Consider the following 22,541-nt stretch of genomic DNA (forward strand, 5'->3'; position numbering starts at 1 on the left):
GTATATCAAAGGGGATTGGTGATTGATTCCCAGCGTATCGTCAGCACGGCGGCGACAAGCCTCAGTATATCAAAGGGGATTGGTGATTGATTCCCAGCTCCGCGCGATTCTGAGCCGCCTGGATCGTAGTATATCAAAGGGGATTGGTGATTGATTCCCAGCTGGTCGGACAGGTGGGCGTCGCTCTCGCCAGTATATCAAAGGGGATTGGTGATTGATTCCCAGCATGCGGCGCTGCACAACGGGCAGGGGGACAGTATATCAAAGGGGATTGGTGATTGATTCCCAGCCGGCGGCCTTCACGGTCGCGGTGGCTTCCAGTATATCAAAGGGGATTGGTGATTGATTCCCAGCCAAGGCTATATGGCTCACCGCGAACCAGCAGTATATCAAAGGGGATTGGTGATTGATTCCCAGCGTTCGAGGCAGAAGCCGGCGGCGATCGCCAGTATATCAAAGGGGATTGGTGATTGATTCCCAGCTGGCCACGCCTGCGACGCTGAGGGCCTGCAGTATATCAAAGGGGATTGGTGATTGATTCCCAGCACACGTGGCAGACTATACGCCGCGCCGTCAGTATATCAAAGGGGATTGGTGATTGATTCCCAGCCCTCCTGGATGATAGCGTCGGGTGTGGGCAGTATATCAAAGGGGATTGGTGATTGATTCCCAGCGATGGCGAGCTGTGCATTGGTGTGCCAAAGTGAGGCTGCTTAGAAGAGTACAACGGTAGTTCTGATCGATTCTGCAGTATAACTATGATGATAGCGGTGAATTTAGTGAGTGGAACGGATCCAAATACCTGGATGATCCGACGAACTAGTATCCTAGGAACTAATTTTCTGAGCGCTGTGGAAGCTGCTTTCATTGGTTGAATGTCTGATGTGCTTGTGGTCGCTCGTATCTGTGTCTGACTAGACTTTCTAGTTGTGCTTCCTTGGTTGTAGGAGTGCGATAGAAGGAGTAGCTTAGGGGCAAGCGTTCAACTGCGCTTCCATAATCTGCCTGAGCTGTGTGATGTTTGCACAGATCAGACGGTGTGTTCCCCGCGTAAGCAGGGATGAGTCCTTCTCGGAATAGTGGCACGGTACGCATGAGGGTGGCAGCCAGCCCACCTGGGAGTGATCCCCGGGCAGGTGGGCCACCCCTCGTCGCATTATGTGTTTTCCCCGCGTGAGCGGAGATGGGCCGTACGGCGGGCATCTTTCGGGGGCGCACGTCTCGTTTTCCCTGCGTGAGCGGGGATGAACCCTGTGCCATGCAGAACCCCAATCCAACAGATCGTTTTCCATGCCCACGCGGGGAAGATCAGCGGGAAATCGGTCGCTAATCGTCCTTGAGATATCGCCCCCACTCACGTGGGGTTGTTCGCATGAGGCGGGCGGGGGAGACATGCACCGAGAAATATAGTTTGTTCAACGTCACACTAGGTGCATCTTCCACGATCGCCCCTCAGATACGTTTGAGAGATGTGCGGGCAGTCGGTGGGTGAAGTAAGAGAGGAAAGAGAACGTGATACGTATCTCAGGCATCGCTGCGCGCCGTAAAACCAAAAATCCCCGAAGCTAATGCTTCGGGGCTTGCTGGTGGCTCCGACCGGCGTCGATCCGGTGACCTTTCGATTTTCAGTCGAACGCTCTACCAACTGAGCTACAGAGCCATGACCTGAACCGATTCGGTCTGGTCGGCGACCCCGACGGGACTTGAACCCGCGACCTCCGCCGTGACAGGGCGGCGCGCTAACCAACTGCGCTACGGGGCCTTACAATAGGTAAGACCTATTAAGTTGTGCCGTTCACATGTGCGACCGGCTGGTACCCCCAACGGGATTCGAACCCGTGTCGCCGCCGTGAAAGGGCGGTGTCCTAGGCCGCTAGACGATGGGGGCCTTTTGGCCGTCGAACTGGCGTCCGAAGACAGGATGTATCTTAGGCAGACGTCCGTCAATACGTCAAAACGAAAAAGCGTGATGCATAACACGTTACTAAAAAACATTGTAATTGTGCAGAATTCACAGGATTTCATCAGCTACCCGGCCTACCCTTAATGCATGACTCTGACACCAGCACTCGGTGCCCTCACTCAAATCTCAACCCAAACCTCAGGCGCGCTCGCGCGCGCCGCCGCTGACTCGCAATCTGGCGCGGAGGCAGCCGTGGATACCACCATCGACCTAACCCTCCTGTTCCTCGGCCCCATCATTGGTGCCGTCCTGGGCCTGATCGCCTCGATCATTGTGTCCGTCCTGGCGCGTAAGGCGTGTGCGAAATCTGCCATGGCCTCGTCGGTCCTGGGTCGCGTGCGCGGCCCCGCTCACTTCGCGCTCGCCACGTGGGGCGCGTGGGTCGGACTCGGGATCGCGCTCGTGGACCCCCGCCTCACTGACTGGGGTGGCTCATCGGTCACGACGTTCCTCATGCACCTGCTCCTCATCGCGGGCTTGGCCTGCATGACGTGGATGGGCTACGCCGCCGCGTGGGTCTTCGAAGACGCCGCGAAGGCCCGACAGGCCGCCGACCGAGGCCGTTCGCGCCGCTTCGAGACCCGCGCCCAGGTTCTGCGCCGTTTGGTTCAGGTGATCATCCTCCTTGTTGGCACGGTTGCTATGATCGGAACCTTCGACGCCGCCCGCCAGGTCATGACAACCGTCCTGGCCTCCGCGGGTGTTATTTCCGTGATCTTCGGTCTCGCTGCCCAGCAGACCCTCGGTAACGTTTTCGCCGGACTGCAGTTGGCCTTCACCGACGCGATCCGCATGGGCGACGTCGTTATCGCCAGCGACAAGCAGGAGACTGGTTCTGTCGAGGAGATTACGCTCTCCTATGTGGTCGTGCGCATCTGGGATGAGCGCCGTCTCATCATCCCCTGCCGCTACTTCACGCAGACTCCCTTCGAGAACTGGACGCGCCGCGCTGCCGCCCAGCTGGGCACGGTCGAGCTTAAGCTCGATTGGTCCGCCCCCATGACTCTGATCCGCGCGAAGGTCGAGAAGCTCCTGGCTGCCACCGACCTGTGGGACGGCCGCACGTGGGCTGTGCAGATCACCGACTCGGATGCGCAGACCATCACCGTGCGCGTTCTCGTGTCCGCGACGAACTCCGGAAACCTCAATGACCTGCGCGCTTACCTGCGCGAGCACCTCATCGCGTGGATCGTCGCCGAAGAGCCGTGGGCTCGCCCCGTCCAGCACATCGAGCCTCGCGCGACCGTGACCGTCGAAAAAGACATGAGTCGTGAACGCATCGCGCGCTTGGCTGCCGAGCTCGCTGGGATCTCCGGAACGAACGAGGCCGTGGCCGCGACGGGCGCGTCGTCCTCCCACACGGGTGGGGCACGGCGCTCGTCTCAGGATTCCGCCCTGGGTGGTGCGGCCTCGTCGGTCCGCCCTGAGGGGGCCGTTCGCGAGCAGCCCAAGGACGCGGCGCACGCCGCACGCATGGTTGCCGCACGCCGCAAGGCAAAGCGGATTCGACGCCGTGCGATGGCTGATCGTCAGCGAGAAATGGCCGAGGGACAGGGACCCGCTCCCGACGAGACTCAGGTGATCTCCAAGTCCGCGCTGCGCAAGATCATCGAGGCCGCAAGTAACAGGAACCCGCAGGTCACCGAGAGCCTGACGACCACATCCGTCGGTCGTGGGGAGCGTCTCTTCTCCGGTTCGGCTGATGCCGACGAGCGTGCCGCAGCCTTGTCCGGCCCTGGCGAGGAGGTTTTCGCTGAGCGCGAGGCCAACTCTCGCCGCGTTCAGGATCGCCGCGAGGCCCGTGAGTGCCGCCATGCAGCCGAGGCCGAGGCTAAGGATACTGAGGCGACCACCGCGCTGGCTGCCGTCGGGGTCGAACCTGTCGAGGCTCATGAGGCTTCCATGCCTCCGGCCCCCGAGGCCCCCGTCGCTGCGCCTCCCGTTCCCGAGGCCGAGGTGCCCGAATCCGCTGCCACAGCGAAGTCCGGTCCCGACAAGCCGAGTTCTACCTCCGTTGAGGCGACCAAGAAAGCGCAGAACCAGTCCTCATCGGCTGACTCTGCCGCTAAGCTGACCGAAGCCGCTGGTGAGGAATCTCAGTCTGCCGAAACGGTCGATCCTGCCGAGGCTGTGGCTCCCGCCGAGGCTACGCAGGCCGCTCCCGAGGCATCCGAACAGTCCGCTTCGGAGATTGCTGAAACCCCCGCTGACGCTGGTCAGGCTGAAGCAGATCAGGCCAAAGACGATCAGGAAAAGGAAGCTGAGGCTCAGTCCGAGGCCCCTGCCGCGACTGATGAGGCCGCAACCGTGGAGGCGGCGGTCGTCGAGACCGAGGAATCCGACGCTGCGCAGGGTGAAGCTCCCGCCGTGGCTGAACCTGCCGATAAGCAGGCCAAGTTCGCAGACGGGCAGGCCGAGTCCGCCGCAGCCGAATCCGTCGTGAGTGAAGCAGATACGAGCGAGTCCGCTCCTGCAGAGTCCGATTCCGACGAGGCGGCGACCGCCTCCGAGGAATCCGCCAGGGATGAGAAGGACGAACCCACTGAGGTCAAACCTGCCGATGAGCAGGCCGAGTCCGCCGCTGAAGCGTCCGGTGACACCGCGTCGACCGAGAATGACGCCGACGAGACCTCCGAGGCCAAGCAGGCTGCTCCTGCGCAGGAAACGGAGACCGCGACGTCGGATGACACTCCGGTCGAGGGTCCCGCTTCCGAGGAACCTGAGACTGCTGACGACGCCGCAACGGAAACCGCTGCCGCGCCGGCCGACGGAGATGAACCCGAGGACGCCACGGCCTCGTCCGATACGGACGATGACACCGACGCCGCGGCCCCTTCGAACGAGAAGGAACAGGCGACTGCTCCCGTCGAGGCTCGTGAAACGTCCGTGAAACAGGGCGACGAAGCGTCGGTCGAGCGCGCCGAGAACCCCGTCACCACGAACATGGTGTACGCCGGCAGGCCTGCGCTTGTGCCGCCGCCCGCGCCGACCCCCGCTGAGATGGCGGCGTCGAAGGAGGAAACTTCCTTGGACAAGCCGGTCACGCCCGTGCAGGCTCCAGTTCCTGCTCAGCCTGCGCAGCCGACCACCCCGGCGACCCCGGCACAGCAGGAAGCGCTGGCACAGTCAGCCGCGGCCACGACCGCGGAGGAGCCGGAAGCGCCTGCGCAGCCCGAACAACCGGTGCAGCCGGAAGTGCCCGCGCAGGAACCCGACAAGCCCGCCGATGAGCCTGAGGAGGCCGCGGAGACGGAGGGACCCGACGAGCCGGCTATCCACCCCGGCTGGTACGCGGTCGCCGAGGAGATGCGCCTCGAGGATGAAATCCGCCCGACTCCGACGATGGTTCCGCCGCGCGTCTCGATCATGGATTTCTTCCCGGCGGTGGCCCCCACCGGCGCTGAAGCGGCCATGCTGCGCACGGTGACCGGTCAGGTTCCGGTCCTCGGCCTCGACAAGCACGGCGAGGACTCCGGCACCGACGAGGCCGTGGCACAGTCCGCGGCTCCCGCATCCTCAAGTGACGCTGAGAAGGCCGCGGGTATGACGAAGGGTACGGCTGGCGCTGCCACGCAGGCGCAGCCCCTGGCCGAGCCGCCCGCGCCCACGGCCGCCGATGTGCGGGATGTCGAGGAGACCGCCGTCATGCCTCCCGTCAAGGTTGCGCCCACGCCGGATCAGGCAGACACGCAGGTCCTCCCGGCGATCAAGGCGGCACCCGCCGCCGACGACACGGTCGTGCTGGCGAGCGCCGAGCAGCCTGCTGCGGAAGAACCCGTTGAAAATGCTGATTCCGCCAAGGGACAAGCTGAGGAAAAGGTGGCTGATGAGGTCGCTTCCGCCGAAGCGACGCCCGCGCCCGAGGCGCAGGAGGAGGCTGAGGAAAAGGTGGCCGATGAGGCTGCTTCCGCTGAGGCTGAGTCTGCGTCCGAGGCGCAGGAGGAGTCGGCTGAGGAAGAGGTGGCCGATGAGGCTGCTTCTGCCGAGGCAACGCCTGCGTCCGAGGTGAAGGGGGAGGCTGAGGAAAAGGTGACCGTTGAGGCCGCTTCCGCCGAGGCTGAGTCCGCGCCCGAGGTGAAGGAGGAGGCTGAGGAAAAGGTGGCCGATGAGGTCGCTTCCGCCGAGGCTGCTGATGCCTCCACTTCCGAGGAGAAGAAGCCCGCCAAGTCGTCCTCGAAGAAGGGCAGCAAGAAGAGCAGTTCCAAGAAGGGAGCCACCAAAAAGGTCTCCGGCAAGAAGAACGCAGGCAAGAATAAGTAGCCTGACAAGCCGCCCATCGACAGGGGTGTGAACCCCGTGAGGCAACCACGGCCTCGTCGATGAGAGCGACGAACATCCCCGCGCCGCCCGCGGCCGCACCCGAAAGTGCGAGGCCGCGGGCGGCGCGCGACAATGGGCACATGAACGCTACCGATCCTGCTGCCCGCACCGACGCCGAGTGGAAGAAGCTCCTGAGTCCCATGCGCTACCACGTGCTGCGCGAGGCGGGCACGGAACGTCCCTTCACCGGCGAACTCCTCGACGAGGACCGTGTCGGCACGTACTCGTGTGCGGCCTGCGGATCGAAACTCTTCAACTCCGACGCGAAGTTCGACTCCTCCTGCGGGTGGCCCTCCTTCTTCCAGGCATACGACGGCGCGACTACCGAGAGCGTCGACACCAGCCACGGCATGATCCGCACCGAGGTGCGCTGCGCGACATGCGGCTCCCACCTCGGCCACATTTTCTCTGACGCGCCCGACCAGCCCACCGGCATGCGCTACTGCATGAACTCGGCGGCCCTGACCTTCGCGCCCGCCCAGTGAACGCACCCTCCCGGTGCCCTGACGGCGTCTCTGTGGTCGACCGCGTCCCACCACAGCTCTACATCGTCGGCTCGGGCCTCATCCAGTATGTGGGCGCGGCGCTCGCCGTCGTCGCCTTTGCCTCCGTCGAACCCGCGTCCGTCGCGTGGTGGCGCGTCCTGACGGGCGCGGTCGTTCTATTGGCCTGGAAGCGCCCCTGGCGCGGCGGCCTGACGGTATCGGACCTGGCGATTTCCGCGCTGTTCGGCGTCATCATCCTGACGATGAACTCCTCGTTCTATGAGTCAATCGCGCGCATTCCCCTGGGGACCGCCGTCTCACTCGAGTTCATCGGCCCGGTCGCGGTCGCTGTTCTCCGAGGCCGTGGCTGGCGGCCGCGTATCGCCGCCGTCCTCGCTTTCGCCGGGGTGGCGTGTATCGGCGGCCTTGCTCTCGACCTGAGCGTGCCGAGCGTGCGCGTCGGCGTCGCGTGGATCCTCCTCGCGGCCCTCGCCTGGTCGGCCTACATCGTCGTCGGGCAGCGTGCTTCGACCACGCGCGACGGGGTCACGAACCTGGCGCTCGGCTGCGCGTGGGGGTCCCTCTTTTTCGCGCCCTTCCTCGGGCCGGGGGCAATGGCGGCCACGGCCTCGTGGGAGCTGATCGCGATTGTCGTTGGCGTTGGCCTGCTGTCCACCGCGATTCCCTACACGTTTGAGGCGCTCGCGATGCGTCGCCTGGCGGCACCCACGTTCGCGCTGTTTGCCGCGGTCCTTCCCGCCACGTCCGCGCTGGTCGGTGCCGTCATGCTGCGGCAGATCCCCGGTGTCTACGAGCTGATCGGCCTGGTCCTGGTGTCGATCGCGGTGTGGCTGGCCTCGCGCCAGTAAGGACCGAGTAAGGGCGTTGTGCGGGACGCGCCGTGCCCTCTCAGTCGAGGCTGAGGTGGCGCGGCGTGTGCTTGCCGCCGCGGGCGATCACCCAGAACGCGAACCACGCGCCGACCGAGCCGACCATCATGACGAGCACCATCGGCACGGCGCTGTCACCGCCTGAGGTCGCCAGGGGAGCGGCGATGCCGTTCGCAATCGACTGGAGTACGCCCATGACGGACGAAGCCGTGCCCGCGTGCTCGCGCGCCTCGCTCATGGCCTGTGCACCGGAGTTGCCGAAGATAAACGCGTTCGCCGTCATGATGAGCGCGAAGCCCACGCACGTGAGGATCAGCGGCAGGTCGAGGAGGAACGTCGAGATCGTGAGCATGACCACGCCGGTCGCGGCGATTGTGAGGCCTGTGATGATGAGTGTGCGCGGCGTGAAGTGTGAGATCAAGCGCACGTTGACCAGCGCGAAGCCGGTCGACAGCAGTGCGTTGAACGCGAACACCCACGCGAAAGCCATGGGGGACAGGCCCAGCGGCCCCTGCAGCACGTACGTGGCGTTCGAGATGTAGCCGAACATGCAGAAGCTCGAGAAGGCGTTGGTCAGCATGAAGCCCACGAAGGGACGGATGCGCACGACCTGGACGAGGCCGTGGAAGAACCGCGGAATACCGCCGGGGTGGCGGCGATCCTCGGGCAGGGACTCGGGCACGACGAACCACGCGAGCGCCGCCATGAGCAGCGTGAAGGCGGCGAGCGCCCAGAAGACGACCCTCCACGTTGCGTGCGTGATGATGAACGCGCCGAGGACTGGGGCAAGCATCGGGGCGAAGCCGACGATTGCCTGGATGAGGCTCATCGCGCGCGCCAGGGTCTTACCGTGCGCGACGTCGACGAGGATCGCGCGCGCCACCGACGAGGCCACGCCGCCGCCGAGGCCCTGGAAGACTCGGCCCACGAGGAGCACCCAGATGTTGGGCGTCAGTACGCAGATGATGGATCCGACCAGGGCGATGATGCCGCCCGCGATGATGGGGCGGCGGCGCCCGATCTGGTCCGAGATGGCGCCGCCCAAGACTTGGCCCGACGCGTAGCCCACGAAGAAGGTTGTCAGCGTGAATCCGAGCATCGTCGAGTTCGTCGCCAGGTCCGCGGTGATCTGCGGGAATGCGGCCGAGTACATGTCGGTCGCCATCGGGGGCACGGCGTTCTGCACGGCCAGGGTGATCAGCAGGGCAACCGTGAGTGCCCCGCCGATGACGCCATCGTGCTTGTTGGTCTGATCAGTCGTCACCAGATGATTGTCCTCCCGCGCGGGTCAGCAATAGTTAGATCGGTTGGTTTTTTGACAAATCTCGCACGGTGTAGGGGCGCGATCCGCGCTGATGTGGCACCGCTGGTGTTGTTCAGTGGAACGCACGCCGAGGCGACGAGGCGCTCACGTGTTGTCTGCGCTCACGCCTCGTGTGCTTACGCCTCGCACGTACTCGCCTCCAGCGCGTCCGCCGCGGCCTCTATCTGGTCACGCGGCGGGCACGAGGCTGGGCCGACGACTGTCGTGGATAGCGCGCCTGCGCAGTTGGCCAGGAGCAGCGCTCTCTTCAGGGGAATGCCCTGAGCGAGGGAGGCTGCCAGGACTCCCGAGTGAGCGTCACCCGCGCCGTTTGTGTCGATCGCCTCGACGCGAGGTGTCGGGATGTAGGACGGGTCAGTGTCCGGGGCGCTCAGGGCGGCATCGCGTGACCTCACGAAGTATGCGCCCTCGGCACCTGCCCGCAACAGAACGGGACGGCCAAGCGCGGCGAGCATCGCTCGCGCCGCTTCGCGAGGCTGGAGACACTGCTGGTTCCGAACGCTCGCATCACCTCTCTGGTGAGCAATCTCCCGAGCCTCCCTGAGGTTCATCGAGATGATGACGCCGTCGGAGGGGAGGGCGGACGGGATCCCGATGACGGGGGAGACATCCAGGAGCACGCGCACGCCCTCGGGTAGAACGCGCAGCGCAGCCTCCGCGGCCTCACGGTTCGCGGGGTGGTCCATGAGGTAACCGTCGATATAGAGCACGTCGCCCGGGTGCATCGTCCGCACGAAGTCAGCCCACGCGCTCGCGGGCGACATCGTCTCGGCACCCTTAGTGGAGATGAACGTACGCTCGCCCGTGCGGTCTGTGAACGCGATGCAGAACCCGTTGTCAATGCCCGCGATGCGAGGCCCGAGGTCTGTGATCTCCTCGTGTTCCAGCGCGGCTTGGATCAGCGAGGAGTGGGGGCCTGACCCGATCGGACTGAGGGAAACGGCCTCGGCCCCCATGCGACGTGCTGCCACGAGCGCGTTGAAGCCACCACCTACGTGCATTCCCTCGTCGACGGCCCATACGTCACCTCCTGGCCTCGGAAGGGTGTCGCCGCGCACAGCGAGGTCCACGAGGATCTGCCCCATGAGAACCACCCGTCCCACCCCGGAATCGGTGCGCGAGGCTGGGGCTGGTTCCTCGGGGGAAGCGCCCTCGCTCGTATCCTCAGTCTCGGTGGCCTCGGGAGTATTCGTGGCAGGTTCGCTCGCCGCGCGCAGTGCCAACAACTCGAGGGCGATGGATGGCAGGTCGAGGTGGGAGGTGAGTTCTACCTGGGTGAGCATGGCGGTGTCGAAGGCTTCAACCCCGAGCACACTGCCCAGGATCGCGCCCGCAATCGCGCCGATCGTGTCGGTGTCGCCGCCCAGGTTCGCGGCGTCCAGCAGGGCACGTGGAGAGGGGTCGCGCGCGAGCAGCGCGAACGCCATGGGAATCGCGTGCGCCGAGGCCACAGACGTGCCGATCTGCTCGATGAGGCACTCCAGGGACGACGAGGCCGGGCTAGCGACCAGCTGCATAGCCCTGCGCGTGGCCTCCACCACGTCCGGATCCGGTGTCCACGCGCCGCGCTCGGGCAGGGAATCAACGTAGGAAACGGCCTTCCACAACAGAGTCGTCATGTCCGAGGCGGACATCTCCGGCCAGTCAAGAGCAAGCGATACCGCCGCCGCCACGAGCGCAGCCGACTGGAAACCCTGGCGTGTCGCATGTGTCACCTGACAGGAGGACCAGACGGCGTCCGCGAACGCTTCCGAATCCGCGGTCGACACCGCGATACCGATCGGAGTGACGCGCATCGCCGCGCCGTTCGTAGTGCCCAAACCACCCACGGTCAGCGGGTCCTCGCCCGCCCGCACGCGCTCGAGCGCCGCCTTCGTGGAGGGCCCCAGCAAGTCAAGCGACCCCCGCTCGATCATGGAATCCTCCCAGGACAGCAGTGCGTGGGAGAAATCACCCGCGTCTAGTGCCACGCGACCCGAGGAGGAACCCCGGCCTCGTACCAGGAGAGACGCAATCAGCAACGCCTGCTCCGTGTCATCCGTCACCGAACCGGCCGGCATCCCCGGTGCGTACGGCTGCGAGATGTCCCCGTCCACGAGTCCCGTGACGCGCCCGTACACCGCGCGGATCTGCTCCGGGGACATCGCCTGCGTCGGCATCCCCAATGCATCCCCCAACGCCAGCCCAGCGAGCGCGCCATACGCGCGCGACAAACGAGGATCCATGATGCACCTCCAACGCGGGCAGCGCGGCCCACATAGCATAAACGCCCCGGGAAACCGAGGCGCGCAGTAGGCCCAGGGGGACTCGAACCCCCAACCTACGGATTAAAAGTCCGCTGCTCTACCATTGAGCTATAGGCCCATACCCCATATTGTAGAAGGAAGCGGTCCTCATGGCCCAATCGAACACTCCGCGCCGCCCGGCCATGCTCGACGCCGCCCGCGCCGAGGCAATCGTCGGCGACGAAGATCCCGCCTCTCTCGCCGCCGTCGCACACACCGCCGCGTGGGCACTCATGGGAGTCGGCGACGAGACATTCACGGACGAGGACGTGGCCCGCCTGCGGAAAACCGTGCGCACTCGCGGCGTCGACACCATCGCCCACGTGTGGTCGCGCAGCCCCGAATTCACGCTCCCCGGGGCGCTATGGCGCGTCTACCTGCTGCACGAGTGGTACCACCGTGACCCGCTCCTGGTGGCCGAGCGCTACGCCGACGGCTCGCGCGCTCCTATCATCCAGGGCCTCGAAGCCCCCGTCGAGCTGCGCTCCCTGAGCCTGATCATGGAGGAGATCGACTCGCTGCTGCGCGGTGACCTCACCGACGATGACCTCGAGTACGTGCTGCGCGAGGCCTCCCGTGCCATGTGCGTCCTCGCCGCCGGCGAGGCCGGGGCCCTGTGGATCGAAGACCCCACCGACACGCTCGCCCACCGCGTCACCATGCGACACTCCGCACTGCTGGTGACGGCCGACGAGCTTGACATTGCCGCGCGCGAGGCGGCCGTCGGCACCCTCGACTGAGGCGGCTGACCGACTCAGGCGGCTGCCCGACGGAGGTGTTTTCTCAGCGCGCGGACGGGCCTAGTGGAGCGCCCATACCGGCCGTGACCTCGTGAAGGTGGCGCGCCCATCAGGGCGAGCGCGGCGCGGGGCGACTACCCTGGTCCCTATGCGTCCGATGCCAGCCCCACGCCCCCAGCGACTCGTTCGCTCCGCGGGCGCGCTTGTCTGGCGTTTTGCCGACCCCACGCGCGTCGCGGTCCCCGGCGAACCCATCGACCCCGCGGACATCGAAGTCCTCATGGTTCACCGACCCCGCTACCACGACTGGTCCTGGCCCAAAGGTAAAGCGGAAAACGGTGAGCCACTGGTCGCCGCCGCCGTGCGCGAAGTCGAAGAGGAAACTGGACAGGTCATCACCTTGGGGGTGCCTCTGACCACCCAACGCTACCGCCTGGGCGGCGGGCAAACCAAGGAAGTCCACTACTGGGTCGGCACGCCCCTGCCAGCCGACGACCCGGCCACACGCCTGCGCGCACCCGTTGCCCGCGCCCCGCGCACCGAAATTGACCAAACCACGTGGGCCACCCCCGAGGCCGCCGCCGACATGCTCACCCGCCGAGGCGACCGCCGCCTCCTCGCCGACCTCGTCGCCCGCACCCGCGAGGGCCGCCTCGCCACCTCCACGATCATCGTCCTGCGGCCCGGTGCCGCCGATGCTGTCCCCATTGACGCGGCGTCTGCAGCCCCCGTCGGCGGGCGTGCTTCCGCTCCGGGCATGTCAGCATCCGGTGGCACTACGTTGGGTTCCGCGCCCACGCCCGGGCCAGGTTCCGCGCTCGGCAGCCCGTCGGCGCCTACCGTCCCCGACGGTCCTGGCCCGCGCGCCGCCGCGCCGAGCACCACGCCCGCTGCACCCACCCCCGCGATGGTCGCCTCAGCGGCAGCGCGCAGGGCAGCGCAGGTGGAGCGGGCCTCGTACCTCACAGCTAAGGCCGCCGCGCACCCCGCAGATCCACCCCTCGGACGTTTCGGCGTGCGCCAGTCCTTTGACCTCATCGACCTGCTGAGCGCGTTCGGCGTGGGCCGCGCGTTCGCATCCCCGAGCGCCCGCGCGCGCCAGGTGCTTGCGCCGTGGGCGGCGGTCGGCGGTGGATCGGTGACGCTCGTGGAGGCCCTGGGTGTGCCTGTGGGGGACGAGGCTGGGGCTGATAAGGATGCCGACGCTCGAGCCGGTCGGGTGCGTGCCTTCGCGGCGCAGCGCCTGCGTGAGCAGGCCGGTGCGACCCTCCTGTCGGTCACGGGTGCCGCGCGCGACCTGATCGTCGAGGAAATCCGCGCCTACGGATCGAGCGCTATCGTGGGTGCGTCGCCCGTTTCCCTGGGGCACGGACAGATCATGGTTGCCCACGTCGAACAGGGGTCTGACGGGCCGGTCGTCGTCGCCTTTGAGACGCATAGCGTCACCACCAAAAACCCCGCCGTCCCGACGCGCAAAGCCTCCAGGCGGCGCTGAAATGCCCACGTTCCATCGACGCTCGCGGCGGCCCGGCATCAGCCGAGCCGCCGCGAGCGTGGATCAGGGGATCACAGGCGAGAGTCCTTCACCGAGCGGGTGAGGGTACTGTCGTCGGTGTTGTGGGCGTAGCACACGATCGCGCGGTCGCCACCGGCCCAGCTACCGGACGTCGGATACATGCCGCCGAACGCGAGTGAGGAGGTCGTGTAGGACGAACCAATGTAGTCCTGGAAGGCGTTCTGGCACGCGTCCTTTGCCGTGTCAGACATGGCGTCCTCACCGGGGAACGTCGCGTTGGTGAGTTCAACGACGTAGTACACTTCGCCCCAGTGAGGCTGTGAGCAGTCGAGGGTCTCCACATCCACATCGGTGTCGATGTCCGGCTGGTTGAAGCACTGGCCGAGCTTCAGATCGATCAGGTAGGTGCGGGCGGATGCAACGGTGGGGGTGCTTGTGGGCTGGTTCGTCTTGTCGGGTGAGCTGCTCGGGGAGGCAGACGAGGAGCTGCGCGAGCTGGGGGTGTCCTCGTCATCGTCATCCTTATTGCCGAAAGGCAGGGCGGAACAGGCGGACAAGCTGAGCATGGCGGCGCAGGTCGCGAACGCGAGGGCGGGGCGGGTAAAGCGGGACATGATTCTCCTTGGATGATGGGAGCGCGACTCCGGAGAGGCCGTCGCATTCGCAGCGGGTGCGTGGGACACCCATCGACGCGTTGTGTTCACTATAACAATGGCAGTATCGAACGGTAAAGGAGGGCCATATACGCAAGCGGCGGCCCAGCCATAGCCGAACCGCCGCGTAACGACAACCCGCACGTCACAGATTGGAGTCCTTGACCGACTGGGTGAGCGAGGGTGCCTCCAAGGGGACGGCGACGCAGGCGATGACGTGCTCGCCGGCATCCCAGTTGGACGCGTTCGGGAAGTACCAGGTGACATCCAGGGAGGACTCCTCGTAGGGCGTACCGACGTACTCCTCGAACGCGGGGGTGCACGCTTGGAAGGCCATCGTGTTGAGTTCTTCGAAGTCGGGCAGGGTTTCGGCGTCGATCGGCGTGAGGGCGTAGACCTCACCCCAGTGCGGTGCGGAGCAGTCGACGATCATCAAGCCGTCGGCGGGATCGGTTGGCTGTTGGAAGCACTGGCCGACGCTTAGGTTGCTCAGGTTGGTGCGTGCGTCGGAGGGGATCTCGGACGCGTTGGTGACGGGTGCCTCGGCGGAGGCACTGGCCTCGCCGGAATGGGTCGTCGAATCCTCCGAGGAGGTGGACGACGAACTGGAGCAGGCGGACATGCTCAGGATGGCAACGCAGGCAGCGACAGCGAGCGCGGGGCGCGCGATGCGGGACATGATTCTCCTCAGGGTGGTGGGAAAGTAGCCAGAGAATGGGCCACGAGGCAGTGGCGGACTCTCGTGATGACCGTTGGGCCGCGCTCACTATAGCAACGTGGGTGCCGGTAGGTACAAGCCGTCAAAATGGTGGCCCGGCCGGAGCCGAACCACCACAAGCGCAAAGCCGACCAGGCCTCGTCACATATTGGTATCTTTCATCGTCGTGGTGAGCTGGCTTTCGTCTCTCGTGAAGGCGATGCACTCGACCCGTCGATCACCGGCTGCCCAGGTTTCCGGGCTGGGCAGCCTCCAGATGTAGTCCAACGCGGAGTTTTCGAAGGGACGCCCGACGTAGGCGGTGAAGGCCTCGCCGCATGCCTCGTCGCTCACCTCGTCGAGCATATCCTCGGAGGGCATCGTGGTCATGGTCAGGTCGAAGGTGTGGATCACCTCTGCCCTGTGCTCTTGCGCGCAGTCGACGAGTTCGAGTGGAACGTCTGCCTGGGGGGCTGTGAGCAAACACTGTCCGAGCTGCAGGTATCCGGTCTCGTACAGGCCGCCAGAGGAACCGGATTGCGCGGTGGGAGCGCCGCTCTGTGTGCTCGTCAAACCGTGAGCGTCGGAGGAGGCGCTATCGCCCGAACCGTCGGTCGACGCGGCGGAACAGGCAGACAGGCCGACAGTTGCGATGCAGGCGCATAGGGTCAATGCGGGGCGCAAAGCGCGGGACATAGTTCTCCTAGAGAATGGGGGTGAACCCGATCAACGGGTCACGAGGCCGTGGCGGGTATGCGGACCCGCAGGTGCGCGTGTGCTCGTCGGAGCGCTTCGCTCACTATACAACAATGTAAATACCGCTTGGTCAGAGAGAGTGACCAGAGTGGTTAAAGGGCACCGAGCGGTAAAAAATACCTGTCACATGCCCGAATTGCGTACCGACTGGGTCAGTTTGTCATCCCCAGTCGGAACAGCGATGCAGATAATGTCGCGGTCACCGGCGGCCCAGGTCGCCTTGGCCGGTGAGAAAGCGGTGTAATCGAGCGACGTTTCCTCGGGAGTCGAGCCGACGTAGGCCTCGAAGGTGTTGTAGCAGGTGTCGAAGACCAGGTCATCCATCTCGTCGCGGGACGGGAGTGCCTGTCGATCAATGGCGGTGATTGAGTAGATTTCGCCGGTGTGTTCCTCGGTGCACTCGGTTGTGGTCACCGAGTCCACCTGGGTGCCGATCGGAACAAGGACACATTGTCCGACCGTGAGCTTGTTGCTCTGCGTGCGCGAGCCGAACAGCGACGAGCAGGCGGACAGCGTCAGGGCCATGATGACGGCGGTGCCCAAGGCGAGTGCGCAACGCGGAGAGCGGGACATGGTTCTCCTTGAATTGACGGAAGCAAGGCGGTACTGGGAACGCGAGACCGGGAGTGGATGTGTGAAGACCCACCGTGGTTCTGTGCACACTATAACAACGCAGGTCGTCGTTGGTAAAAAACGGGTGGTGCCTGGCTCACTGGTCGGGCACCACCCGAGGACATGATGTGATGGCCGGGCTACATGCCCGAGCCCTTCACGGACTGAGTCAGCGTCTTGCCCTCGGCGGGGATGACGATGCACACAATGTCGCGGTCGCCCTTGTCCCACGAGTTCTTGGTCGGGAACATTGCGGTGACGTCGAGTTCGGTCTCATTGGCGGCCGAGCCGACGTAAGCCTCGAAGTTATCGTCGCAGGTGTCGGAGGTTAGTTTTTCGATCTCCGCGCGGGAGGGGAGCGTGTCCTGGGTGAGCGTCAAGATGTAGTAGACCTCGCCCGTGTGCTCCTCGGCGCAGTTCGCGGTGGTGATGTCACCGACCTCGTCGTCGTCCGGCAGCTGAATGCACTGACCGACCTTCAGTGACGTGCTGTGCGTCTGGTTGCCGAACGGCAGAAGCGAACAAGCGGACAGGGATAGGCCAATGGCGGCGACGGTGCCGACGGCGAGCATGGAACGCAGTGCGTGGGACATGGTTCTCCTTGACATCATGAGAATGGGGTAATGATGGGATCGCGAGGCTGTGGCAGGCGTGAGGACACCCGCCGTGGCACGGTGGTCACTATAACAATGCGGAACGCTGTCGGTAAAAATGGGTGGTGCCTGGCCCATCGGCCGGGCACCACCCATTGAGAGTTGAAGACCCAACAAATCCTACAGGCCCGAATCCTTCACGGACTTGGTGAGCTTGGAATGATCCAGCAGCCTTGCGAGGCAGGTGATCGAACGATCATTTTGCGCCCACGAGTCTTTCGTCGGAAGCATCCACGTCGCATCCAGCGTCGAGGTTACGTAATGCGACCCCACGTAGTCCTTGAAGTTGGAAATGCATACCTTCTCGGCCGCGTTGTTGAGTGCAGCCTCGCCGGGGAAGTCCCCGTCGTCGACGGATGTCATGTAGAAGACCTCGGCGTCGTGCTCGCTGGTGCAGTTGGTCGTCTCGACCGTGGTCGCGGTCTTCTCTTCGGGCAGGAGGATGCACTGGCCGACCTGCATGTGCATGACGGAGGTGTCCGAGCACGCGGTGAGCGGGGCAACAAGGGCGAGAGTCGCGGCCAGGCCGATCAGACGAGCGCGAGCCACTAGTGGACTCCCAGCGGCAGAGCGACCAGGAGGTACACGACGCCCGACACCAAGGCTGCGGCGGGTAGCGTCAGGAACCATGCGATGACGATGTTGCCCGCGACGCCCCATCGAACTGCCGAGAAGCGCTTCGTGCAACCCACACCCATGATCGCCGTCGACACGACCTGCGTCGTCGAGATGGGGGCGTGAATGACGTAGGAGCACAGGTACAGGATCGAGGCAGACACGGCCTCGGCCGTGAAGCCACGAGCCGGATCCAGGTCGATGATCTTACGGCCGATCGTGCGCATGATGCGCCCGCCGCCGGCCATCGTGCCCAGCGAAATCGCCAGAGCACCCGAGATCTTCACCCACAGGGGCACGTTCATCTCGCCCGTGATCGGATCGAGGATATTGTGTGTTTCTCCGTAGCCGCCGGCTAGCAGGGCCATGACGATGATGCCCATTGTCTTCTGCGCGTCCTGGATGCCGTGGCCAAGGGCCATGGCAGCGGATGAGAAGCGCTGCGCTGCACGGAAGCGACGCATCGTGCGGTGATACTGAGCGTTACGCAGCAGCCACAGGACGAGCTTCATGACGAAGTAGCCGATGACAAAACCGATGATGGGGGAGGCGAACATCGGAATCACAACGTGGCTCATGATGCCCCACCAGTGCACCATCGTGCCCGATAGGAGGCCAGCGCCCACCATACCGCCAATGAGAGCGTGCGAGGAGGACGATGGGAGACCGAACCACCAGGTGATGAGGTTCCAGATACAGGCACCCAGCAGCGCGGCCAGGATGATGACCAGGCCTTTTTGCTGCATTTCGGGAAGCGGAGACTCGGCGTAGTCGGAAATTGAGATGATGCCCTTGCCGACGGTCTTCGCGACGGCGGTGCCCATCATGGCACCGATGACGTTCATCGTTGCGGCCATGAGGAGTGCAGCACGTGGTGTCCACGCACGCGTCGACACCGAGGTCGCGATCGCGTTCGCTGCGTCGTGGAAGCCGTTCGTGTAGCTGAAGAACAGCGCGACGACAATGACGACGCAGACGAGGATCAGATTGAGATCCACGGCTCAGGATTCCTTCAGTGCGAGGGACTCGATGATGCCTGCGAGTTCCTCGAAGGCATCAGCACAGGATTCGAGGCCCTGGACGATGTCCTTGAGCTTGATGATCGTGACCGGGTCCAGGCCCGAGTCGAACAGAGCCGTCAGAGTGCGGCGGTAGGCCAGGTCGCCCTCGTTCTCGAGGCGGTTGATCTCGATCCAGTAGTCGCGCAGGTCCACCGGCGACTTCAGCTTGTGCATGTTCTGCGCGGTCATCTCCGCGCAGTGCTTGATGACCTCGATCTGCGTGTTGAGCAGAGAGACCAGGGAAGAGGGGATGTCGGCAATGCCGTAGACGACGAGGAGATCGCCGGCTTCGTCGATGAAGTCGAGGCAGTCGTCGAGGTGGGACGCCAGCGACTGCAGGTCTTCGCGGTCGAAAGGCGTGATGAACGAAGAGTTGATGCGCTGGATGATTTCGTGGTTCAGTTCGTCACCGCGGTGCTCAACCTCGTGGAGCTGATCGCGCAGGGCGATGCGTTCCTCAGGGGAGGCAGCATAGATGTGCGTCAGGATCTCGACGGCCTGCTCAAGCTGGCGAGCCTGCGAGGTGAAGTCTTCAAAAAAGTCAGGGCCTTGGGTCTTGTTTCGGAATCCCATGGTGTATTCGGTCCTTCCAATGGTGAACGGCACTGTTGTGCTACGAATAATCGTCGGTCATGGGGTGGTGTGACTTCAAGTTCAGATGCGCTTTTGCCGCCCAATGGTCATGGTCTATCTCACGGTTTAGGATGTGGGCTGCTCTTCGGTCCCATTCGCGAGGTCGGGGTCGGCTCGACTGGTTTTGTTTTGCCTTGTGGGTGGGCAGAAGGTCCCTGTCGACCGGGCGGCGTGTGACTCGTTCGACTAGGATTGAGATGTGACCGGGACCAAGCGCCCGCAAGCGTGGGCATCCGTTCCGGCATGATTGATTCTGTCAATCGGGGACGCACATCGCGGCCTCGACAATCCGAAATGCCTCAGGAGGCAAAATGTCCGTGACCGAACAGGACGTGCGTGCAGCGGCTCCGGCCAATGCTCCCGAAGATGTCGTCAAGTGGGTTGCTGAAATCGCTGAGCTGACCACCCCTGACGCCATCGAGTTCGCCGACGGCTCCCAGGAAGAGTGGGATCGCCTGACCTCGCAGATGGTCGAGAGCGGCATGTTCACCAAGCTCAACGAGGAGAAGCGCCCGAACTCCTTCCTCGCTCGCTCCAAGCCTTCCGACGTTGCGCGTGTTGAGTCCCGTACCTTCATCTGCTGTGAGAAGGAAGAGGACGCGGGTCCGACCAACCACTGGGCTGACCCCAAGGAAATGAAGGCCACCCTGCACGAGAAGTTCACGGGTGCCATGAAGGGCCGCACCATGTACGTGGTTCCCTTCTCCATGGGTCCCCTGGGTGGCCCCATCTCCCAGCTCGGTGTTGAGATCACCGACTCCCCCTACGTTGTTGTCAACATGCGCATCATGACCCGCATGGGTGCTGCTGCCATGGACCTCATCAACGAGGGCCGCGTGTGGGTTCCCGCCGTCCACTCCGTCGGTGCTCCCCTTGAGCCCGGTCAGGAAGACTCCACCTGGCCCTGCAACGATGAGAAGTACATCACCCACTTCCCGGAGACCAACGAGATCTGGTCCTTCGGTTCGGGCTACGGCGGTAACGCCCTGCTTGGCAAGAAGTGCTTCGCTCTGCGTATCGCCTCGACCATGGCCCGCCGCGACGGCTGGATGGCCGAGCACATGCTCGTCCTGCGCCTGACCCGCGAGTCCACCGGCCAGCAGTTCCACGTCACCGCCGCCTTCCCGTCGGCCTGTGGCAAGACCAACCTCGCCATGCTCCAGCCCACGATCCCCGGCTACAAGGTCGAGACCGTCGGCGACGACATCGCGTGGATGCGTCCCGGCCCGGATGGCCGCCTGCGCGCCATCAACCCCGAGGCCGGCTTCTTCGGCGTCGCCCCCGGCACCTCCTACAAGACCAACCCCATGGCCATGGAGACCGGCAAGGCGAACTCCATCTTCACGAACGTCGCCCTGACCGACGACGGTGACGTGTGGTGGGAAGGCATCGACGGTGACGTTCCGGCGCACCTGATCGACTGGCACGGCAACGACTGGACCCCCGAGTCCGGCGAGAAGGCTGCTCACCCGAACAGCCGCTTCACCGTCCCCGCCTCGCAGTGCCCGATCATCTGCCCCGACTGGGAAGCTCCCGAGGGCGTTGCGGTTGACGCCGTCCTCTTCGGTGGTCGTCGCGCCACCAACGTCCCGCTGGTTGCCGAGCAGTACGAGCCCGCCCATGGTGTGTTCATCGGTGCTTCCGTGGCCTCCGAGGTCACCGCCGCTGCGACCGACGTCAAGGCCGGCTCGCTGCGCCACGACCCCTTCGCCATGCTGCCCTTCTGTGGCTACAACATGGCCGACTACTGGGGCCACTGGCTGGAGATGCAGGACAAGCTGGGCGAGGGCTTCCCGAAGGTCTACCAGGTCAACTGGTTCCGTAAGGACGAAGACGGCAACTTCATGTGGCCCGGCTACGGCGACAACGCCCGCGTTCTGGACTGGATCGTTCGCCGCGCCGCTGGCGAGGTCGAGGCCATTGACGGTGTGACCGGTCGTTATCCGAAGTTCGAGGACTTCAACCTGGATGGCCTGGACATTGACGAGGCCGTGTGGGCGAAGCTCTTCGCGATTGACCCCGACGCCTGGGCCGCCGAGATGGACGACACGGAGGAGTACTTCTCGCAGTTCGGCGACAAGCTCCCCGCCGCCATCACCGAGCAGCTGGCCAAGTTCCGCGAGCGTATTGCCGCCGCGAAGCAGGCCTGATCGACGCGGACCTGAAGGGTGAGCCCCGGAGTTATTATCTCCGGGGCTCACCCCTTTTTGACTACCTGTAGGTCTCGTCTTTCGCCAGACCAAGGCTGACCGGCTTGCGTGCGAGCAGAACGGGCGGGCTACACTGGGAGCGCATCCGACCGCGCGTGCAAGGAGAGTCTGTGCCCAACTACTTGAACGATGACGAGCTGGCCCACGCGAAGGGCCTGCTTGATCGAATGACGACCATCTACCAGCACACCGTCGTTGGGCAGGAAGCACTGCGCCGCGCGCTCACCGCCTCGCTTCTCGCCGGTGGCCACGTCCTGGTTGAGTCCGTGCCCGGCCTCGCGAAGACGACGGCCGCGCAGACCCTCGCGTCCGCGGTATCGGGCACCTTCCATCGCATTCAGTGCACTCCCGACCTGATGCCCAACGACATCGTTGGCTCCCAGATCTGGAACCAGGAACGCGGTGAGATGGTCACCCGGCTGGGTCCCGTGCACGCCAACCTGGTTCTCCTGGACGAGATCAACCGTTCGTCGGCCAAGACGCAGTCCGCCATGCTGGAAGCCATGCAGGAACGCCAGACCACGATTGGTGGTGTCAACCATCAGCTACCCGATCCCTTCATGGTCATGGCCACGCAGAACCCCATCGAAGAAGAGGGCACCTACGTGCTGCCCGAAGCCCAAATGGACCGCTTCCTCCTCAAGGAAGTCATCACTTACCCGACGCCCGTCGAGGAGTTTGAGGTTCTCTCGCGCATTGACAGCGGTCAGATGACAAGGCCTGCGGACGTCGTCCCGATCACCCTCGACGACGTGCGCACGCTGCAGGAAGCACGACGACGCGTTTACGTCCACGAGACCCTCAAGGCCTACATCGTCGACATCATCAACACGACCCGAGGTGCCGGCCCCAACCCGCTCCCGGGCTGGAAGAAGCACGTGCGCGTGGGTGCTTCCCCACGTGGCGGCATCGCCCTCATGCAAATTGCGCAGGCGATCGCCCTCATGGAGGGCCGCAACCACGTCATGCCGGACGACATCAAGGAAATGCGCTACGGCATTCTGCGTCACCGCATCATCCGCACCTTCGATGCCGTGGCCGACAACGTCTCCATTGAGGGACTCATCGACGCCGTCTTCAAAGCGGTTCCCGTTCCGTAAAGAACCCCGGTCCCACGCCAGTCGACTC

17 protein-coding genes, 4 tRNA genes and 1 CRISPR repeat array are annotated in these 22,541 nt (G+C 64.5%); of the genes, 7 read left to right on the forward strand and 14 right to left on the reverse strand.

Annotated elements, in window-relative coordinates:
• A CRISPR array of direct repeats spans window positions 1-674; the repeat unit is 34 nt; unit sequence GTATATCAAAGGGGATTGGTGATTGATTCCCAGC.
• Window positions 675-1,584: 910 nt separating this feature from the next.
• From QZ149_RS06305 to QZ149_RS06315, 3 genes are all read right to left on the reverse strand, one after another.
• Window positions 1,585-1,660, reverse strand: a tRNA-Phe gene (locus tag QZ149_RS06305).
• Between the two features lie 28 nt (window positions 1,661-1,688).
• Window positions 1,689-1,762 (reverse strand) — tRNA-Asp (locus QZ149_RS06310).
• A 50-nt stretch (window positions 1,763-1,812) separates the two neighbouring features.
• Window positions 1,813-1,888 (reverse strand) — tRNA-Glu (locus QZ149_RS06315).
• 162 nt (window positions 1,889-2,050) lie between these two features.
• On the opposite strand from QZ149_RS06315, the gene QZ149_RS06320 reads away from it, so the two are divergent.
• From QZ149_RS06320 to QZ149_RS06330, 3 genes are all read left to right on the forward strand, one after another.
• Window positions 2,051-6,223 carry a mechanosensitive ion channel domain-containing protein gene (locus QZ149_RS06320; protein ID WP_291450474.1) on the forward strand — a complete coding sequence of 1,391 codons (4,173 nt, stop codon included), beginning with the start codon at window positions 2,051-2,053 and terminating at the stop codon, window positions 6,221-6,223.
• A 140-nt stretch (window positions 6,224-6,363) separates the two neighbouring features.
• Window positions 6,364-6,768, forward strand: coding sequence for a peptide-methionine (R)-S-oxide reductase MsrB (gene msrB, locus QZ149_RS06325; protein WP_291450475.1), 405 nt, complete (start codon window positions 6,364-6,366; stop codon window positions 6,766-6,768).
• Window positions 6,765-7,637, forward strand: coding sequence for an EamA family transporter (locus QZ149_RS06330; RefSeq protein ID WP_291450476.1), 873 nt, complete (start codon window positions 6,765-6,767; stop codon window positions 7,635-7,637). The genes msrB and QZ149_RS06330 overlap by 4 nt, the downstream gene beginning before the upstream one ends.
• A gap of 40 nt (window positions 7,638-7,677) precedes the next feature.
• Here QZ149_RS06330 and QZ149_RS06335 read toward each other — a convergent pair whose 3' ends face one another.
• The 3 genes from QZ149_RS06335 to QZ149_RS06345 form a co-directional block, all read right to left on the reverse strand.
• On the reverse strand, window positions 7,678-8,922 hold the full coding sequence (locus QZ149_RS06335; protein ID WP_291450477.1) for a multidrug effflux MFS transporter: 1,245 nt from the start codon (window positions 8,920-8,922) through the stop codon (window positions 7,678-7,680).
• Window positions 8,923-9,098: 176 nt separating this feature from the next.
• Window positions 9,099-11,207, reverse strand: a complete 2,109-nt coding sequence (locus QZ149_RS06340) for a PfkB family carbohydrate kinase (RefSeq protein ID WP_291450479.1) — start codon at window positions 11,205-11,207, stop codon at window positions 9,099-9,101.
• A gap of 67 nt (window positions 11,208-11,274) precedes the next feature.
• Window positions 11,275-11,346 (reverse strand) — tRNA-Lys (locus tag QZ149_RS06345).
• 31 nt (window positions 11,347-11,377) lie between these two features.
• Between QZ149_RS06345 and QZ149_RS06350 the strand changes: the two genes are divergently transcribed.
• Together QZ149_RS06350 and QZ149_RS06355 are read left to right on the forward strand one after the other, a co-directional pair.
• Window positions 11,378-12,007, forward strand: coding sequence for a hypothetical protein (locus QZ149_RS06350; RefSeq protein WP_291450480.1), 630 nt, complete (start codon window positions 11,378-11,380; stop codon window positions 12,005-12,007).
• Window positions 12,008-12,155: 148 nt separating this feature from the next.
• Window positions 12,156-13,502 (forward strand): NUDIX domain-containing protein, encoded by a 1,347-nt coding sequence (locus tag QZ149_RS06355; protein WP_291450481.1) that lies wholly within the window; start codon window positions 12,156-12,158, stop codon window positions 13,500-13,502.
• Between the two features lie 71 nt (window positions 13,503-13,573).
• On the opposite strand, the gene QZ149_RS06360 is transcribed toward QZ149_RS06355, so the two are convergent.
• The 8 genes from QZ149_RS06360 to QZ149_RS06395 form a co-directional block, all read right to left on the reverse strand.
• Window positions 13,574-14,137: a septum formation family protein gene (locus tag QZ149_RS06360; protein ID WP_291450483.1), complete on the reverse strand. Its 564-nt coding sequence runs from the start codon at window positions 14,135-14,137 to the stop codon at window positions 13,574-13,576.
• 184 nt (window positions 14,138-14,321) lie between these two features.
• The gene (locus tag QZ149_RS06365; protein ID WP_291450484.1) at window positions 14,322-14,855 is read right to left on the reverse strand and encodes a septum formation family protein; all 534 of its coding nucleotides are present in this window, start codon (window positions 14,853-14,855) and stop codon (window positions 14,322-14,324) included.
• Window positions 14,856-15,035: 180 nt separating this feature from the next.
• Complete coding sequence (locus tag QZ149_RS06370) at window positions 15,036-15,569, reverse strand: septum formation family protein (RefSeq protein ID WP_291450485.1); 534 nt, start codon at window positions 15,567-15,569, stop codon at window positions 15,036-15,038.
• A gap of 183 nt (window positions 15,570-15,752) precedes the next feature.
• On the reverse strand, window positions 15,753-16,202 hold the full coding sequence (locus tag QZ149_RS06375; protein ID WP_291450486.1) for a septum formation family protein: 450 nt from the start codon (window positions 16,200-16,202) through the stop codon (window positions 15,753-15,755).
• A 179-nt stretch (window positions 16,203-16,381) separates the two neighbouring features.
• The gene (locus QZ149_RS06380; RefSeq protein ID WP_291450487.1) at window positions 16,382-16,834 is read right to left on the reverse strand and encodes a septum formation family protein; all 453 of its coding nucleotides are present in this window, start codon (window positions 16,832-16,834) and stop codon (window positions 16,382-16,384) included.
• Window positions 16,835-17,014: 180 nt separating this feature from the next.
• Entirely contained in the window at window positions 17,015-17,443 is a 429-nt protein-coding gene (locus QZ149_RS06385; protein ID WP_291450489.1) for a septum formation family protein, read from the reverse strand.
• Window positions 17,443-18,507 (reverse strand): inorganic phosphate transporter, encoded by a 1,065-nt coding sequence (locus QZ149_RS06390; protein WP_291450490.1) that lies wholly within the window; start codon window positions 18,505-18,507, stop codon window positions 17,443-17,445. The genes QZ149_RS06385 and QZ149_RS06390 overlap by 1 nt, the downstream gene beginning before the upstream one ends.
• A gap of 3 nt (window positions 18,508-18,510) precedes the next feature.
• Complete coding sequence (locus QZ149_RS06395; RefSeq protein ID WP_291450491.1) at window positions 18,511-19,143, reverse strand: DUF47 family protein; 633 nt, start codon at window positions 19,141-19,143, stop codon at window positions 18,511-18,513.
• Between the two features lie 371 nt (window positions 19,144-19,514).
• Here QZ149_RS06395 and QZ149_RS06400 point away from each other — a divergent pair, with 371 nt between their 5' ends.
• Both QZ149_RS06400 and QZ149_RS06405 read left to right on the forward strand, forming a co-directional pair.
• On the forward strand, window positions 19,515-21,353 hold the full coding sequence (locus QZ149_RS06400; protein WP_291450493.1) for a phosphoenolpyruvate carboxykinase (GTP): 1,839 nt from the start codon (window positions 19,515-19,517) through the stop codon (window positions 21,351-21,353).
• A 170-nt stretch (window positions 21,354-21,523) separates the two neighbouring features.
• Window positions 21,524-22,513: an AAA family ATPase gene (locus QZ149_RS06405; RefSeq protein ID WP_009647367.1), complete on the forward strand. Its 990-nt coding sequence runs from the start codon at window positions 21,524-21,526 to the stop codon at window positions 22,511-22,513.
• Window positions 22,514-22,541: the final 28 nt, after the last annotated feature.

It is taken from the genome of Actinomyces sp. ICM47 (genome assembly GCF_905369875.1).
Lineage (GTDB): Bacteria > Actinomycetota > Actinomycetes > Actinomycetales > Actinomycetaceae > Pauljensenia.

What these genes read in the sequence shown, in the direction of transcription:
- QZ149_RS06320 (WP_291450474.1), top strand. Translation starts at nt 2,051, where the DNA reads ATGACTCTGACACCAGCACTCGGTGCCCTCACTCAAATCTCAACCCAA.
- msrB (WP_291450475.1), top strand. Translation starts at nt 6,364, where the DNA reads ATGAACGCTACCGATCCTGCTGCCCGCACCGACGCCGAGTGGAAGAAG.
- QZ149_RS06340 (WP_291450479.1), bottom strand. Translation starts at nt 11,207, where the DNA reads ATGGATCCTCGTTTGTCGCGCGCGTATGGCGCGCTCGCTGGGCTGGCG.
- QZ149_RS06350 (WP_291450480.1), top strand. Translation starts at nt 11,378, where the DNA reads ATGGCCCAATCGAACACTCCGCGCCGCCCGGCCATGCTCGACGCCGCC.
- QZ149_RS06355 (WP_291450481.1), top strand. Translation starts at nt 12,156, where the DNA reads ATGCGTCCGATGCCAGCCCCACGCCCCCAGCGACTCGTTCGCTCCGCG.
- QZ149_RS06360 (WP_291450483.1), bottom strand. Translation starts at nt 14,137, where the DNA reads ATGTCCCGCTTTACCCGCCCCGCCCTCGCGTTCGCGACCTGCGCCGCC.
- QZ149_RS06365 (WP_291450484.1), bottom strand. Translation starts at nt 14,855, where the DNA reads ATGTCCCGCATCGCGCGCCCCGCGCTCGCTGTCGCTGCCTGCGTTGCC.
- QZ149_RS06370 (WP_291450485.1), bottom strand. Translation starts at nt 15,569, where the DNA reads ATGTCCCGCGCTTTGCGCCCCGCATTGACCCTATGCGCCTGCATCGCA.
- QZ149_RS06375 (WP_291450486.1), bottom strand. Translation starts at nt 16,202, where the DNA reads ATGTCCCGCTCTCCGCGTTGCGCACTCGCCTTGGGCACCGCCGTCATC.
- QZ149_RS06380 (WP_291450487.1), bottom strand. Translation starts at nt 16,834, where the DNA reads ATGTCCCACGCACTGCGTTCCATGCTCGCCGTCGGCACCGTCGCCGCC.
- QZ149_RS06395 (WP_291450491.1), bottom strand. Translation starts at nt 19,143, where the DNA reads ATGGGATTCCGAAACAAGACCCAAGGCCCTGACTTTTTTGAAGACTTC.
- QZ149_RS06400 (WP_291450493.1), top strand. Translation starts at nt 19,515, where the DNA reads ATGTCCGTGACCGAACAGGACGTGCGTGCAGCGGCTCCGGCCAATGCT.